The organism is Burkholderia sp. MSMB1078WGS, from assembly GCF_001528895.1.
Taxonomy (GTDB): domain Bacteria; phylum Pseudomonadota; class Gammaproteobacteria; order Burkholderiales; family Burkholderiaceae; genus Burkholderia.
Map to the genome: position 1 here is coordinate 21260 of NZ_LPDI01000082.1, position 14335 is coordinate 35594.

Genomic DNA, 14335 nt, shown 5'->3' on the forward strand with positions numbered 1-14335 from the left:
CAGCGACGCGAACGGTCGCAGACGATCGCATTATATATCGCATGCGATCTTATCGGAAGCATGATAATCGGTGTCGATAGGCCGACGCCCGCCGCGTTCGCTCAGCCCGGCTTGCGGCGCTTGCCGGTTTGCTGACGGCTGACCGACAGCAACGTGCACTGCACCGGATGCGCGATTTCGGTCGCGAGGCCGCCCGCGGCAAACAGCAGGATCATCAGCCAGCGTTTCATGCGTCCTCCACGACCGAGAGGCTCGCACCGTCGGCGATCGTCGCATCGAGCGTAGTCGGATCGACGCCGTCGAGGCAGCCGAGATTGACGCGCCAGCATGCCGGGTCCTTGCGGGTCTGATGGAACGGATAGACGCCGCACCGGCTGCAGAAATAGTGGCGCGCGGTGTGCGTGTTGAAGCGATAGCACGTCAGCGCGCCCTCGCCTTCGACGATCGTCAGGCTGGCGGCGGCGAGCATCGGGCTCATCAGCGCGCCGCGCCGGCGGCACAGGCTGCAGTTGCAGCGGACGGCCGGCGTGATGGCCGCGCTGACTTCGAATTTGACGGCCCCGCAATGGCAGGACCCTTTGAACCAGGTGGCAGACATGATGGGCTCCGAAACGGTCATGCCTGCTTTATAGCGAACCCGCGCGCGGGCGTTGTATCGCACTGTATCGACGGTCGGCGCAGATACAGGACATTGCAAATCCGCGGCTTACGCGCTCGGTCCGGCACGTGCTGCATCCGCGCGATTGCCGCGCGCGTTTCGCGTTCGAGCGCCGCGAACGGCTCGGCTGCCGGCAGCGCGCGAGCCAGCAGTGCTGCCGGTCTCGCCCATTTGTGGACGACCCACGTTGCGCGACGCGCAACGTCGCCGCTTTCGTTGGCGGCGGGCTGCGGAATGTCGCGTGACATGCACAAACAGAACGGCCCCGCTCGATTGCTCGAAGCGGGGCCGACCGGATGTGCGGCTGCTTACGCCAGCGACTCGGCACATAACAGATTCGTGCATGCTCCCTGTCTTGCGGCCGGTTTCCGAATGCCGGATGGCCGCTGCTTCAACGCATTCGGATCGGCGGTGATGCAGGCAAGCCCGGCAAGCGGAAAAGCGGCTCAGGCTCAGTAAGCGGACATCTCGACGCAGGGATCGACCTTGGACGGCGAGCAGATGACCGAGTACTTGGCGCTTTCGCGCATCAGCGCTTCGCCTTCGTGCAGCGCGATCTTGATCTCGGGATGACGCTCGTACGCGAGGAAGGCCGAGCACACGACGGCGGACATCACGACGATAGAAAACACAAATTTTTCAAGGGTTTGGAAGCGTTCAGGCATGGTATGACCTTTCTCTCATGGCCGAAATTATACCGTGAGATAAGGGTTTTCCCTATAACCCTGTCTGCATACCGAGGATGCGTTCGAACGAGATGGGCACGACGCTCGCGCCCTTTTACCGGGGCAAGCGCGGCGCTACGGCCGGCAAGGCCCGCGCCGCCTATCCGGGGAAGAGAACGAAGGCTTGCCGCCCGCGCATCACTGCGGCGCCGACGCGCCGCTCGCCGCATTGCCCGGCCACGCCTTGCCGATATGGTCGATCAGCGACTTCGCGGTGCCCGTCACGATCGCCGCGTCGACACCCGACGTCTGCCACGAGCCGTCTGCTGCCTTCACGAAGGTCAGGTTCGCGCGCGACGGCGAGTAATCGGCGTTGCGCCACGTGACCACGACGTCGCACGAATACGTGCGATCGCCGAGCTTCTTGCAGTCGCCGTCGGGTTTCGCCGACACGACGTCGGCCGATACGGGCAGCGGCTGACCGAACAGCGCGTTCAGGCCGCCGTGGTTTTCCGCTTCGAGCGCGCGGCGCACGGCGGCGTCGACGTCGCTCGATCCGGGACCGTCGTGAAGCAGGTTGCAGGCGGCCAGCAGCGTCGAGGCGCCGGCGAGTGTCAGCAGCGTTTGAACCTTCATGGATATCCGTCGATCGGGGGAACGCCGCGTAGTCTGCAACGTCCGCGTGTCGTGCGCGGTATCCATTTGTAACCAATTGCACGCTGTCGGCAGCCCCGCGCGACTGTACGACGCCCTCGCCTACTGCCGCTCCTGCTTCACGCGGCTCACGAGCTGGGTCGGACTGACGAACTGCAGCGCGATCACGACCCACACGAGCGTGATGACCATGTAGATCATCGCCATCGCGTCGATCGACTGCGGCGCGCGCACGCCGGTCGAGAACACCGCGTAATACAGTGCGACGACGAGCGTCTGCGTGCTCGGGCCCGCGGTGAAGAACGTCAGCTCGAACATCCCGATCGTGCGCACCAGCACGAGCAGCCCGGCCGCGAGCATGCCCGGCACCAGCAGCGGCAGCAGCACGTAACGGAAATAGCGCCACGTGTTCGCGCCGAAGATGCGCGCGGCGGCTTCGAGGTTCGGATCGATCTGCTCGATGAACGGCGTCATCACGAGGATCACGAACGGCAGCGCCAGCACGAGGTTCGCGAGGATCACGCCCGGCAGCGTGCCCGCGAGCCCGATCTTGTACATCACGGTCGCCATCGGGATCCCGTAGGTGACGGGCGGCACCATCAGCGGCAGCAGGAACACCAGCAGCGCGAAGCGCTTGCCGCGGAACTGCACGCGTGCGAGCGCATATGCGGCCGGCACGCCGAGCGCGATCGACAGCAGCACGACCGCGCCGACCACCTCGACGGTCACCCACAGCACGCTCGCGAGCTGGAAGTCTTCCCACGCCTTCGCATACCAGTGCAGCGTGAAGCCTTGCGGCAACGGCGTGCCGAACCAGCGCGTCGCGACCGAATTCACCGCGACGGTGGCGATCAGCAGCATCACGTTCAGCAGGAAGAACGCCATCAGCGCCCACACGAGCGCCTTCCATGCGCGGCCGGCGAGGTTGCTTCTCATCCTGTGCGGTTTTCCCGTGTCGACGGGCCGCGCGTCGGGTGCATCGTGCTTCGGCGGCCACGTGCGAGCGGCATGATCGTCGGTCGCCATCAGCCCTTGCCTCCCGTCACCGCGCCCGTATAGAAGAAGCGGCGCGCGCCGAGCATCGACGCGACCACCAGCAGCTGCACGAAGCCCATCACGATCGCGATCGCCGACGCGAGCGAATAGTCGTAGCTCTCGAACGCGGCTTCGGCCGCCGCGATCGAGATCACGCGCGTCGGCCCGGCCGGCGCGCCGAGCAGCACGGCCGACGGAAATACCGAGAACGCCTGCACGAACGACAGGCACGCGGCCATCGTGAGCCCCGGCACGAGCAGCGGCAGGTAGATCTGCCGGAACTGCTGCCACGGGTTCGCGCCGAGCGTCGCGGCCGCGTGCGCGAGGGTCGGGTCGATGCCGCTGATGTACGACAGCATCAGCAGGAACGCGAATGGAAAGCCCGACACGATCAGCGACAGCAGCACGCCCCAGTAGTTGTGCGTGAGGCGCACTTCGTCCGTGTACAGGTGCAGCCCCTGCAGCGCCTGTGGAAACCAGCCGTTCGGCCCGAAATACGTGAGCATCCCGTCGGCGACGAGCACCGTGCCGAGCGTGACGGGAATCACGAGCAGCGTCGTGACGAACTTCTGGTATGGCGAGTTGCGACGCAGCGCGAATGCGACGGGCACCGCGATGCCGACATTGAGCAGCGTCGCGGGCACCGCGAGCTTCAGCGTGACGAGCACGGTCGGCCACATCGCGGTGTCGGTGAAGAACTGCACGTAGTTCGCGAGCGCGCCGCCGCCGTTCATCGGCTGGAACGACAGCACGAGACCGTACGCGAACGGATAGATGAACAGCGCGGCGATGAACGCGAGCGCCGGCGTGACGAGCCAGGCTTTCGCGTCGCGCGCCGCGCCGTCGGTCGCGAGCGTGCTCATGCGGCCTCCGGGCGAGACGCCGCCATGCATGCCGCTTGGCGCAGCCCGTTCATTGCACGTCTCCCGGATAGACCAGCGTCCGTGCCGGCGCCACGCGCAGCCGCAGCGGTTCACCTTCCGCGAACTCCCCGGCCACACGCGCCCAGATCGCGCCGAACGGCGTGAGCGCGCGGATCAGCGAGTCGCGCCCGCCGTACTCTACGGTCTCGACGGTCGCGTCGAACGCGTTGTCGGCGCCTTCTTCCGCGCGCTCGACGTCGTCGGGGCGCAGCGCGACCACGACGCCCTTCGCGTCGAAGCCGGCCATCGGCACGCCCGCGAGGCGCACGCCGCCCGACGCGACACTCACGCGATCGCCTGCCATTCCTTCGAGCGTAAACGGCAGCACGTTGCGATAGCCCATGAAGCGCGCGACATGCAGGTTGTGCGGGCGCGTGTACACGTCCTTCGGCGACGCGACCTGCTGCACGACGCCCTCCTTCATCACGACGATGCGGTCGGCCATCGACAGCGCCTCGTCCTGGTCGTGCGTCACGTAGATCGTCGCGCGTTCGAGCTGCGTGTGGATGCGGCGAATCTCCGCGCGCATCTCGATGCGCAGTTTCGTGTCGAGGTTCGACAGCGGCTCGTCCATCAGCACGAGCGGCGGCTCGATCACGATCGCGCGCGCGATCGCGACGCGCTGCTGCTGCCCGCCCGACAATTGCCCGGGCAGCTTGCCTTCGTGGCCGACGAGTTGCACGAGCTCGAGGGCCTGCTGCGCGCGCCGCCGCGTTTCCTGCTTCGGCACGCCGCGCATCTTGAGGCCGAAGCCGACGTTGTCGAGCACCGACATGTGCGGAAACAGCGCGTAGTTCTGGAACACCATCCCGAAGCCGCGACGCTCGGGCGGCAGCACGTCGATGCGCGTGTCGTCGAGCCAGATGCCGCCGCGCGTGAGCGGCTGCAACCCGGCGATGCAGTTCAGCGCGGTCGATTTGCCGCAGCCCGACGGGCCGAGCAGCGCGATGAACTCGCCGCGCCGGATCTCGAGGTCGAGCCCGTTCAACGCGGCGACCTGTGCGCCTTGCGCATTGGTGAAACTGCGGCACACGCCGTCGAGCCGCAACCGTTCGAAACCGTGCTTCATTCCACGAACTCCATCGACGCGGGCGCCGCGGCGCCCGCCGGTTCAGCCGTCACTTCGATTTCTGCGAACCGATCTCGCGATCCCACTTCTGGAACGCGGCGACCATTGCCTGCGCGCTGAGCGGCTGCACGTGCGGTCGATCGGCGAGCAGCTTCGCGTATTCGGGGCGACCGAACTTGCGAACGACTTCCTGGCTGTGCGCGGGCGCCATCTCGAGCGTCACGCCCTTCACCGCCGGCCCCGGATAGAAGTACCCGTCGTCGTAGGTCATCGCCTGCTGCGCCGGTTCGAGCAGGAAATTCATCAGCTTGAACAGCACGTCGAGCTTTTCCTTCGGCACGCCCTTCGGGATCACCATGTAGTGCGCGTCGTTGACCCACGTCATGTTGTCGAACGCCTGGATTCTGAATTCGGCCGGCACGATGCCGAGCGCGCGCGGGTTGAGGTCCCAGCCGGTGACGGTCACGGTCATGTCGCGCGTGCCTTCGCCGAGTTCCTTCATCACCGCCGACGTGCCGCCCGGGTAGTACGGCACGCAGTCGTTCAACTGTTTCAGGAATGCCCAGGTCTTGTCCCAGCCGTTGATCGGGTCCTGCGGATTCTTGTCGCCGAGCACGTACGGCAGCCCCATCAGGAACGTGCGGCCGGGGCCCGAGTTCGCCGGGCGCGCATAGATCAGCTTGTTCGGGTGCGCCTTGCACCAGGCGAGCAGTTGATCGGGGGTCTTCGGCGGGGCGCTCACCTTCGCGGGGTTGTATTCGAGCAGCGGGCCGGCCGGCATGTAGGTGACTTCGAGACCGAAGCCCTGCGCGAGATCCTGCATCTTTCGCGGGCCGGGCGCGTACTTGTCGAGTACGCCGGGGAAGGCGGCCGCGTTGTCGGGCAGGAGCTTCTGCCACAGGTTCTGCTCGATGCCGGCGGCCAGCGCGTCGGTGCCCGTCAGCACGAGGTCGATGTCGGAGCGCCCCGCCGCCTGCATCGCCTTGATCTTGCCCGGCAACTGCGGCGCGGGTGCGTTCGTGAACGTGACGTTCGCGACGAGATTCGGATTCTTCTCCTTGAACGCCTCGATGGCCTTCTGCGTGAGCTGCAGGTTGCCTGCGACGTCGACGATGTTCAGCGATACGGGGGCAGCAACGGCTGCGGCGGCCGACAGCGCGAAGCCCAGTGCGAGTGCGATCCGGCGGACACGGCGAGCGATCGGGGTGGTGTTCATGTCTCCTCACTTCGGTCGGTGGATGGGACCTTTCTTGTCAGGAAATCATGACGGCGTTATACGATGTCGGTCAACAAAAAACCACGGAATCCGGGGCGGGACTTTCCCTGACAAAAACCCTTCTGCGGTGAGGCGATCCGGCAGGCAGAATGAGCGCCAAGGGCCGAAATGGAGCGCTGAACGATATGAGTTAGGACATCGTATATCGATGCGAGATCAGGCTGAAACCGGGCGGCGACCAAGCACAACCGGCATATTTCGCGGGATGGAATGCCAGGCCCGACGGACGTCCGGCGCGAGTAATCGAATCTTCGTGCCCGTTGTTTATCGACGAGTGGCCATTGGCGGGGACATGGTGAGAAAATGCCCCGGCGGGCCCCGCTTTCAGCGAGACAGGGACAATTCCCAGACCGCACTGAAATACTCGGCCAGTTCCTCGTTCGTCACGCTGCCGTCGGCAACATCGACCATGAGATCTTCGAGATCGGCTAGACGAGGAATCGAGATGCCCTGTCGTTCCATATACGTCAACGCACAAGTGAGGCCGGTACGCTTGTTTGCATCATTGAACACGTGGCCCCGTGCGATTGCGACGGCATAGGTCGCCGCAATGCCGAACACGTCATCGAGCCCCGCGTAATGGACATGATTGTCGACGCGTTGCAGGGCGGCCTCGACTCCGCCCCGGCCTGCATGCGCGAAACCGCCGAGGCCGCCGAGATCGCGGATGATCTCGTCGTGGATGGTGATGACGTAGTCGAGATCCAGCAAATCAGCGATCCTTCAACGCGATTAGTACGTCCCGGTGTTCCGAAATGACTTTTCGCGCCGCGCGAAGCACATCGCCTTTCTCGGTCTCGGTCGAAGCCTTGACCTCCGTCGTGGGACGAATGATTGCGCGGGGTTTCAGTTCAACCCCGTACAGCACCTTTCTCTTGGGAGCCATGACAGATACCCGCTAAAAAAAACGATAACAATCAGCCGCTTACCCCGTTGTCATACGGGTGGCCATATCACCGGCAATCATAGCACCCGACGAACCGGCGAAGGAGGCCCGGGACGGGCAAACGGTATCGGTGCGTCAATCCCTCGGACCGGAGCGACCTTCTCCGAGCGCGATCGTCTCGTTGGCCAGCCGCTCCGCATCACGCCACTCGCCGTAGCGGGATGCCGGATTAAGGTGCCCGACCTCGCCGAGATGGACGAGCTGGCTACCCACCCGGCCGTCAGCGTCTCGATGCGTTCGAAGCGCGAGCGGATCGTTGCGGCTTTCGACGACGATGCTCGGGAATGGCAGACGCGCAGCCGGGCGGTACAGGCGCAGGCGTGGCCAGCCCCTGCATCGATTTCCCGGATCGGCTACAGTGGGCGCTTTCGGCGCGCACCGCCCCGCCGCCGCGCCCTGAACCGTGCGCGAGCACGGCGGCACGGGCGGGCGCGGATCATTCACTTCGACGAGCGAACCTTCATGCCCGATCTGTCCGCCTTCCCGATCACGCACAAGTGGCCGGCCCAGCACCCCGACCGTCTCCAGCTCTACTCGCTGCCGACGCCGAACGGCGTCAAGGTGTCGATCATGCTCGAGGAAACCGGCCTGCCGTACGAGCCGCACCTCGTGCGCTTCGACACGAACGACCAGATGTCGCCCGAATTCCTGTCGCTGAATCCGAACAACAAGATCCCCGCGATCATCGATCCGAACGGCCCCGACGGCCAGCCGCTGCCGCTGTTCGAATCGGGCGCGATCCTGATCTATCTCGCGGACAAGACGGGCCAGCTGATCCCGAAGGATCTCGCGGGCCGCTACGAGACGATCCAGTGGGTGATGTTCCAGATGGGCGGCATCGGGCCGATGTTCGGCCAGGTCGGCTTCTTCCACAAGTTCGCCGGCCGCGACTACGAGGACAAGCGCCCGCGCGACCGCTACGTCGCCGAATCGAAGCGCCTGCTCGGCGTGCTCGACGCGCATCTCGCGAACCGCCAATGGGTGATGGGCGATACCTACACGATCGCCGACATCGCGATCTTCCCGTGGGTGCGCAACCTGGTCGGCTTCTACGAAGCGGGCGATCTGGTCGGTTTCAACGAATTCCGGCACGTCAAGCGGGTGCTCGACGCGTTCGTTGCGCGGCCGGCCGTCGCGCGCGGGCTCAATATCCCGGCGCGCGATTGAGACCGGGCAGCAGCGCGGGCTCGCCGTGTGCGGCCCACGCGCTGCTCGAGCCAGGCCCGCCGCATTGCGCGGCGGGCATTTTTTTGCCCGTGCGGTGCGCCGGCGTCACGCATCCGGCGGCGCTACTTTCCGCCACGCGCGTCCGGCGCAGGATTTTCCAGCCCCGCCAGCAGCTTGCCCAGCAGTTGCGACAACTGCGCCTGTTCGGCCGCCGACAACGCGGCCAGCAGGTCGCGCTGGTTGTCGATGTGCGCGACGACCGCTTCGTCGATCAGCGCACGCCCGGCGTCGGTCAGCGCGACCAGCGTGCCGCGCCCGTCGGCCGGGTTCGGCCGGCGCTCGACCCAGCCGGCCTTCTGCAGCCGGTCGATGCGCGCGGTCATCCCGCCCGACGACATCATCAGCGCGTCGTACAGCGCGGTCGGCGTCAGCGCGAACGGCGCACCGCTACGCCGCAGCGTCGCGAGCACGTCGAATTCGCCCGGCTGCATGCCGTAGCGCGCGAACAGAGGATTGAGACGGTCGCGCGCAATCACGAGCGCGGCTTCTTGCAGCCGCCCCATCACGACCATCGATGTCGCGTCGAGATCCGGGCGCTCCGCGCGCCATTGCGCGAGCGCATGCTCGGCTCGATCCATTAACCCTCCTCGGCTTGCCAGTTATCTTGACGTCGAGATAAATAGTCATTTATCTTGATATCGAGATACTTTACCTGAAAAACGCGCGGCGCCTCGCGGGCGGCCGCGCACCGATATCGAGGGCCTTGCATTGAATCGCTTCACTTCCCCCGGATGGCGGCTCGGCGCGATCGTGCTCGTCGGGCTGAACCTGCGGCCGGCGCTCGCCGCGGTCGGCCCGTTGCTCGACATGATCCAGCGCGCGACCGGTATCGGCGACGGCGCGGCGAGCCTGCTGACGACGATCCCGATTCTGCTGATGGGGTTCGGCGCGCTGAGCGCGCGGCGCCTGCAGCGCATCGCCGGGATCGCGGGCGGCGTGTGGCTCGGCGTCGCGTTGATCGGACTGGCTTGCGCCGCGCGCGTCGGTGCGCAGCATGCAGGGTTGCTGCTCGCGAGCGCGTGCTGCGCGGGCGTCGGAATCGCGATGGTGCAGGCGCTGTTGCCCGGCTTCGTGAAGGCGCATTTCGCGACGCGCATCGGCGGTGCGATGGGCGTCTACTCGACGTCGATCATGGGCGGCGCGGTGCTCGCGAGCGTCGTCGCGCCCTTCGCGGCGGCGCGCTGGGGCTGGCTCGTCGCGCTCGCGGGCTGGGCGTTGCCGGCGGCGCTCGCCGCACTGGCCTGGCCGCTGGCGAGCCGTGGCGGTGACGCGCCGGCCGGCGGGCCGCTGTCGGTATCGAATGCGCGGCCGTCGCGTTCGCCGCGCGCATGGCGGCTCGCGTTGTTCTTCGGCATCGCGACGGGCGCCTACACGCTCGTGCTCGCGTGGCTGCCGCCGTACTACATGCGGCTCGGCTGGTCGCCGACCGCGGCCGGCAGTTTGCTCGGCGGCGTGACGCTCGCGGAAGTGGTCGCGGGATTGACGATTGCCGCGACGATCGACCGCCTGCCCGATCGCCGGCCCGCGCTGCATGCGGCGATCGCGTCGCTGTTCGTCGGGTTGCTGACGATGCTGGCCGCGCCCGACGCACTCGCGTTGCCGGCCGCGCTGCTGCTCGGCGCGGGAATCGGCGCGCTGTTTCCGCTGTCGCTGATCGTCACGGTCGACCACGCGGCCACGCCCGCCGATGCCGCGTCGCTGACGGGGTTCGTGCAGGGTGTCGGCTACCTGGTCGCCGGGTTGTTTCCATTCGCGGCGGGTGTCGTGCGCCAGCATCTCGCGGACCTGACGCCCGCGTGGGTCGCGATGGCGTGCCTGTGCGTCGCGCTATTCGCGCTGGCGGCGGGGTTTGCGCCGAAGCTGGCGCGGCACGTGGCGCGGGTCTGAGCGACGCGGGCGCGGGTGCGTTCAGCCCGTGCTTGCGTACAGCGTCGAATCCGCGAACCCTTCGGCGTCGAGCACGCGACCGATCAGGATCAGCGCGGTGCGCTCGATCTGCGTGCCCTGCACCTTGCCGACGATGTCGGCCAGTGTGCCCGTCACGCGTTCCTCGTCGGGCCAGCTCGCGCGATAGATCACCGCCACCGGGCAATCGGCGCCGTAATGCGGCAGCACTTCGTCGACGATGCGCGCGAGATGGCGCACGCCGAGATGGATCGCGAGCGTCGCGCGGTGCGCGGCGAGCGAGCCGAGCGCTTCGCCTTCCGGCATCGTCGTCTTGCCCGCGAAGCGCGTGAGGATCACCGTCTGCGCGACGTCGGGCAGCGTCAGCTCGACGCCGAGCGTCGCCGCGCACGCGGCCGTGGCCGTCACGCCCGGCACGATTTCGTACGGAATCCCGAGCGCTTTCAGGCGGCGGATCTGCTCGCCGATCGCGCCGTACAGCGATGGGTCGCCCGAATGCACGCGCGCGACGTCCTGCCCTTTCGCATGCGCGGCGGCGAGCAGCGCGACGATCGCGTCGAGATCGAGGTCGGCCGTGTTGACGACCTGCTCCGCGCGATGACCGTCGAGCACGGCGGCCGGCACGAGCGAGCCCGCATACAGGATCACCGGGCACGTGCGCACGAGGCGCTGGCCCTTTACCGTGATCAGCTCCGGGTCGCCGGGGCCCGCGCCGATGAAATACACCGTCATCGAAATTTCTCCGTCAATTCGTGGGATGACCGCTGCGTCGCGTCAGGCGCGCGCGGCCGGATCGAGTGCGTCGACGAGCGCCCGGACCGAGTCGAACGCGCGGTCGGCATCGGGCAGCGGCGGCCGGCGCAGCATCACGACCGGCAGCCTGCGTTCGCGTGCGACGTCGAGCTTGGCCTCCGTGGCCGCGCCGCCGCTGTTCTTGCTGACGACGACGTCGATCCCCGCCAGTGCGAACAGCGCACGCTCGCCGTCGGGCGTGAACGGCCCGCGCGCGGCGACGACCTGTGCGCGGGTGTTGCCGGGATGCGCATCGAGGCAGCGCACGAGCCAGAACTGGTGCGGCGGGATCGTGTCGAGATGCGCGAGCGGTTCGCGGCCGAGCGTGAACAGCGGACGCCTGAACGGCGCGAGCGCGGCCTCGATGCCGGCCCAGTCGTCGACCATCCGCCAGTCGTCGCCCGGTTGCGGCGTCCACGGCGCGCGGCGCAGCGCCCATAGCGGCACGCCCGCGTCGCGCGTCGCCGCCGCGGCGTTCGCGCTGATTTGCGCGGCATACGGATGCGTTGCGTCGATCACGAGGCCGATGCCGGCGTCGCGAAGATACGCGGCGAGCCCGGCTGCGCCGCCGAAACCGCCGACGCGCACGTCGCAGCGCAAGTCGTCGGGCGTCTTGCCGAGGCCGGCGAGACTATAGACATGATGCGGGCCGAGCGCGCGCGCGATTTTCAGCGCATCGCCGGTGCCGCCGAGCAGCAGGATGCGCGGGCTCATCGCGCCTCCCCGACGAAGCGGCCTTGCCGGTCGATCGCGAACATCTCGACCGCGACCGACGGCGGCACGATGTCGCGCGCCACCTGCAACGCATGTGCGCAAACGAGATCGCCGAGCGGCACGCCGTCGGCCTGCGCGAGTTTCAACGCTTCCTGGCTCGTGTTCGCGGCGCGCATCGCGGCCTGCAGCGCATCGCCCGCGCCGGCTTCGGCCGCCCACTGCGCGAGCAGCGGCAGGTCGATGCTCGAATGGCGGCTGTGCAGATCGAGATGGCCGGCCGCGAGCTTGCTCAGCTTGCCGAAGCCGCCGCACATCGACAGGCGCGCGACCGGCGCGCGCCGCAGGTGCTTGAGCACCGCGCCCGCGAAGTCGCCCATCTCGATCAACGCCATGTCGGGCAGACGGTAGTGCGCGCGCATCGCGTCCTCGCTCGCGTTGCCCGTGCAGGCGGCGATGTGCGCGATGCCGTTCGCTCGCGCGACGTCGATGCCCTGATGAATCGACGCGATATAGGCCGAGCACGAGAACGGCCGCACGATGCCGGTCGTGCCGAGGATCGACAGCCCGCCAACGATGCCCAGGCGCGGGTTCATCGTCTTCAGCGCGAGCGCCTCGCCGCCGTCGACGCCGATCGTCACGTCGAAGCCGCCCGCGTAGCCGTGTTCGGCGGCGAGCGCTTCCAGGTGCGTGGTCATCATCCGGCGCGGCACCGGGTTGATCGCCGGCTCGCCGACCGGCAGCGTCAGCCCTGCCCGCGTGACCGTGCCGACGCCCGGCCCGGCATGAAAGCGCACGCCGGGCGCCGCCGCGAGCGCGACGCGCGCGAAGATCAGCGCGCCGTGCGTGACGTCCGGATCGTCGCCGGCATCCTTGATCGTGCCGGCTTCGGCGCCGTCGGCCGTGGCGCGGCAGAATTCGAGCCGCATCATCACGCGCTGCCCCTTCGGCAGCACGATCTCGACCGCGTCGTCCGCATGGCCCGCGAGCAGCAGTCGCGCGGCCGCGAGCGACGTCGCGGTCGCGCAACTGCCGGTCGTGTAGCCGAAGCGCAGCGGCGCGGGCTGTTCGGGAGTTTCGTCGCGCATCACGCGTCCGTTGCGTTCGACGGATTCAGAGTCGACGAGCCGGCCGCGTCGGGCTTGCGCACGTCGTACAGCGTGACCGGCAGCGGCTGTCGCCACGTGTCGAAACGGCCAAGCGGTTCGGCATGTGCGAGCGACACGCGCGTGAGCGTGCCGCCGTGCACGTCGCGCCACGCGGCGAGCGCCATCTCGCCCTGCAGCGTGACCGCGTTCGCGACCAGCCGGCCGCCCGGTTTCAGCGACGCCCAGCACGCGTCGAGCACGCCGGGCGCCGTCGCGCCGCCGCCGATGAAGACCGCGTCGGGCGCGGCGAGCCCCGCGAGCGCTTCGGGCGCACGACCCGCGACGAGTTGCAGGCCCGGCACGCCGAGCGTCTCGCGGTTGTGTTCGATGAAGCGCTGCCGCTCCGCATGCGCTTCGATCGCGATCGCCTGGCACGATGGATGCGCGCGCATCCATTCGATGCCGATCGAGCCGCTGCCGGCGCCGACGTCCCACAGCAGCTCGCCGGGCGCGGGGGCGAGGCGCCCGAGCGTCATCGCGCGCAGGTCGCGCTTGGTGAGCTGGCCGTCGTGGCGGTACGCGTCGTCGGGCAGGCCGGGCGTGAGCGCGCGGCGCGGCGCGTCGGGGCCCGCCCGGCAGTCGAGCGCGACGAGATTGAGCGCGGCGGTTTCGGCGACGCTCCAGTCTTGCGCGAGGCCATCGATCCGTCGCTCGAGCGGGCCGCCGAGGTGTTCGAACACGCTGACGCGCGTCGGCCCGAAACCGCGGGCGGCGAGTTCGGCCGCGACGGCGGCCGGCGTGCGGCCGTCGGCGCTCAGCACGAACAGGCGCCGGCCCGGCAGCAGATGGCGCGCCAGCGTCGCGAGCGGCCGCCCGACGAGCGAGACCGCGCCCACGTCCTGCAGCGCCCAGCCGAGGCGGGCGGCCGCGAGCGACAGCGACGACGGCGCGGGCAGCACGCGCCATTCGTCGGGAGAAAGCGCGCGGGCGAGCGTCGCGCCGACGCCGAACAGCATCGGGTCGCCGCTCGCGAGCACGCACACGGGCGCGCCGCGGCGCGCGAGCAGCCCCGACAGGTCGAACGGCGACGGCCATGCTTCGCGCGTCGCCCGCAGCCGTGCGGGCAGCATGTCGAGATGCCGTTTCGCGCCGACCACGCGTGTCGCGTCGAGCAACGCGCGCCGCGCGTGGCGTCCGAGCCCCGCGTAACCGTCGTCGCCGATGCCCACTACCGTCAGCCACGCCGTCATCCACCCTTCCCCATCGTTCGATTTCATCGTGTCGCCGCGCGGCCCCGAAAGCGCCGATGCGGCCGTCCGCATTGCGAAATACGGCATGGTACCGTGTTCCACTCCGCGTTTCATCCGGCCGCCTGCTCGCGCCCGG

17 protein-coding genes and 1 pseudogene are annotated in these 14335 nt (G+C 68.3%); 2 read left to right on the forward strand and 16 right to left on the reverse strand.

The annotated features are described in order from the left end of the window. Positions 1-101 precede the first annotated feature (101 nt). The 11 genes and pseudogenes from WT24_RS35400 to WT24_RS35840 form a co-directional block, all read right to left on the reverse strand. A complete protein-coding gene (locus WT24_RS35400) occupies positions 102-230 on the reverse strand; it encodes a hypothetical protein (RefSeq protein ID WP_256122098.1) in 129 nt (42 codons plus the stop codon). Then, positions 227-598 (reverse strand): GFA family protein, encoded by a 372-nt coding sequence (locus tag WT24_RS18930; RefSeq protein WP_060035477.1) that lies wholly within the window; start codon positions 596-598, stop codon positions 227-229. Before WT24_RS18930 ends, WT24_RS35400 begins: the two co-directional genes overlap by 4 nt. Positions 599-717: 119 nt before the next feature. Next, positions 718-831, reverse strand: a pseudogene (locus tag WT24_RS35405) (nitronate monooxygenase); the annotation flags it as partial. Positions 832-1110: 279 nt separating this feature from the next. Continuing rightward, the gene (locus WT24_RS18940) at positions 1111-1323 is read right to left on the reverse strand and encodes a hypothetical protein (protein WP_059789922.1); all 213 of its coding nucleotides are present in this window, start codon (positions 1321-1323) and stop codon (positions 1111-1113) included. Positions 1324-1521: 198 nt separating this feature from the next. Beyond that, on the reverse strand, positions 1522-1959 hold the full coding sequence (locus WT24_RS18945; RefSeq protein WP_059498907.1) for a hypothetical protein: 438 nt from the start codon (positions 1957-1959) through the stop codon (positions 1522-1524). A 120-nt stretch (positions 1960-2079) separates the two neighbouring features. Further along, positions 2080-3003 (reverse strand): ABC transporter permease, encoded by a 924-nt coding sequence (locus WT24_RS18950; protein ID WP_060035481.1) that lies wholly within the window; start codon positions 3001-3003, stop codon positions 2080-2082. Then, positions 3003-3875 carry an ABC transporter permease gene (locus WT24_RS18955; RefSeq protein ID WP_060035637.1) on the reverse strand — a complete coding sequence of 291 codons (873 nt, stop codon included), beginning with the start codon at positions 3873-3875 and terminating at the stop codon, positions 3003-3005. Before WT24_RS18955 ends, WT24_RS18950 begins: the two co-directional genes overlap by 1 nt. A gap of 49 nt (positions 3876-3924) precedes the next feature. Further along, positions 3925-5004: an ABC transporter ATP-binding protein gene (locus WT24_RS18960; RefSeq protein ID WP_060035483.1), complete on the reverse strand. Its 1080-nt coding sequence runs from the start codon at positions 5002-5004 to the stop codon at positions 3925-3927. A 49-nt stretch (positions 5005-5053) separates the two neighbouring features. Continuing rightward, positions 5054-6220 carry an ABC transporter substrate-binding protein gene (locus WT24_RS18965; protein WP_060035485.1) on the reverse strand — a complete coding sequence of 389 codons (1167 nt, stop codon included), beginning with the start codon at positions 6218-6220 and terminating at the stop codon, positions 5054-5056. Positions 6221-6604: 384 nt separating this feature from the next. Then, entirely contained in the window at positions 6605-6991 is a 387-nt protein-coding gene (locus tag WT24_RS18970; protein ID WP_059498911.1) for a type II toxin-antitoxin system death-on-curing family toxin, read from the reverse strand. Positions 6992-7301: 310 nt separating this feature from the next. Further along, positions 7302-7739: an alpha/beta hydrolase gene (locus tag WT24_RS35840; RefSeq protein WP_373557242.1), complete on the reverse strand. Its 438-nt coding sequence runs from the start codon at positions 7737-7739 to the stop codon at positions 7302-7304. Here WT24_RS35840 and WT24_RS18975 point away from each other — a divergent pair. Further along, positions 7689-8393: a glutathione S-transferase N-terminal domain-containing protein gene (locus WT24_RS18975; RefSeq protein WP_059789914.1), complete on the forward strand. Its 705-nt coding sequence runs from the start codon at positions 7689-7691 to the stop codon at positions 8391-8393. The genes WT24_RS35840 and WT24_RS18975 overlap by 51 nt on opposite strands. Positions 8394-8515: 122 nt before the next feature. On the opposite strand, the gene WT24_RS18980 is transcribed toward WT24_RS18975, so the two are convergent. After that, positions 8516-9031 carry a MarR family winged helix-turn-helix transcriptional regulator gene (locus WT24_RS18980; protein ID WP_059498913.1) on the reverse strand — a complete coding sequence of 172 codons (516 nt, stop codon included), beginning with the start codon at positions 9029-9031 and terminating at the stop codon, positions 8516-8518. Positions 9032-9161: 130 nt separating this feature from the next. Between WT24_RS18980 and WT24_RS18985 the strand changes: the two genes are divergently transcribed. Continuing rightward, the gene (locus WT24_RS18985) at positions 9162-10340 is read left to right on the forward strand and encodes an MFS transporter (RefSeq protein ID WP_060035487.1); all 1179 of its coding nucleotides are present in this window, start codon (positions 9162-9164) and stop codon (positions 10338-10340) included. Positions 10341-10361: 21 nt separating this feature from the next. On the opposite strand, the gene cobM is transcribed toward WT24_RS18985, so the two are convergent. The 4 genes from cobM to WT24_RS19005 are packed head-to-tail and all read right to left on the reverse strand — an operon-like array spanning position 10362 to position 14199. Continuing rightward, on the reverse strand, positions 10362-11090 hold the full coding sequence (gene cobM, locus WT24_RS18990) for a precorrin-4 C(11)-methyltransferase (RefSeq protein ID WP_060035489.1): 729 nt from the start codon (positions 11088-11090) through the stop codon (positions 10362-10364). A 42-nt stretch (positions 11091-11132) separates the two neighbouring features. After that, positions 11133-11864: a cobalt-precorrin-6A reductase gene (locus WT24_RS18995; protein ID WP_060035491.1), complete on the reverse strand. Its 732-nt coding sequence runs from the start codon at positions 11862-11864 to the stop codon at positions 11133-11135. Continuing rightward, positions 11861-12949, reverse strand: a complete 1089-nt coding sequence (locus tag WT24_RS19000) for a cobalt-precorrin-5B (C(1))-methyltransferase (protein WP_060035494.1) — start codon at positions 12947-12949, stop codon at positions 11861-11863. Before WT24_RS19000 ends, WT24_RS18995 begins: the two co-directional genes overlap by 4 nt. After that, positions 12949-14199, reverse strand: coding sequence for a bifunctional cobalt-precorrin-7 (C(5))-methyltransferase/cobalt-precorrin-6B (C(15))-methyltransferase (locus WT24_RS19005; protein ID WP_060035639.1), 1251 nt, complete (start codon positions 14197-14199; stop codon positions 12949-12951). Before WT24_RS19005 ends, WT24_RS19000 begins: the two co-directional genes overlap by 1 nt. Between the last annotated feature and the right edge of the window lie 136 nt (positions 14200-14335).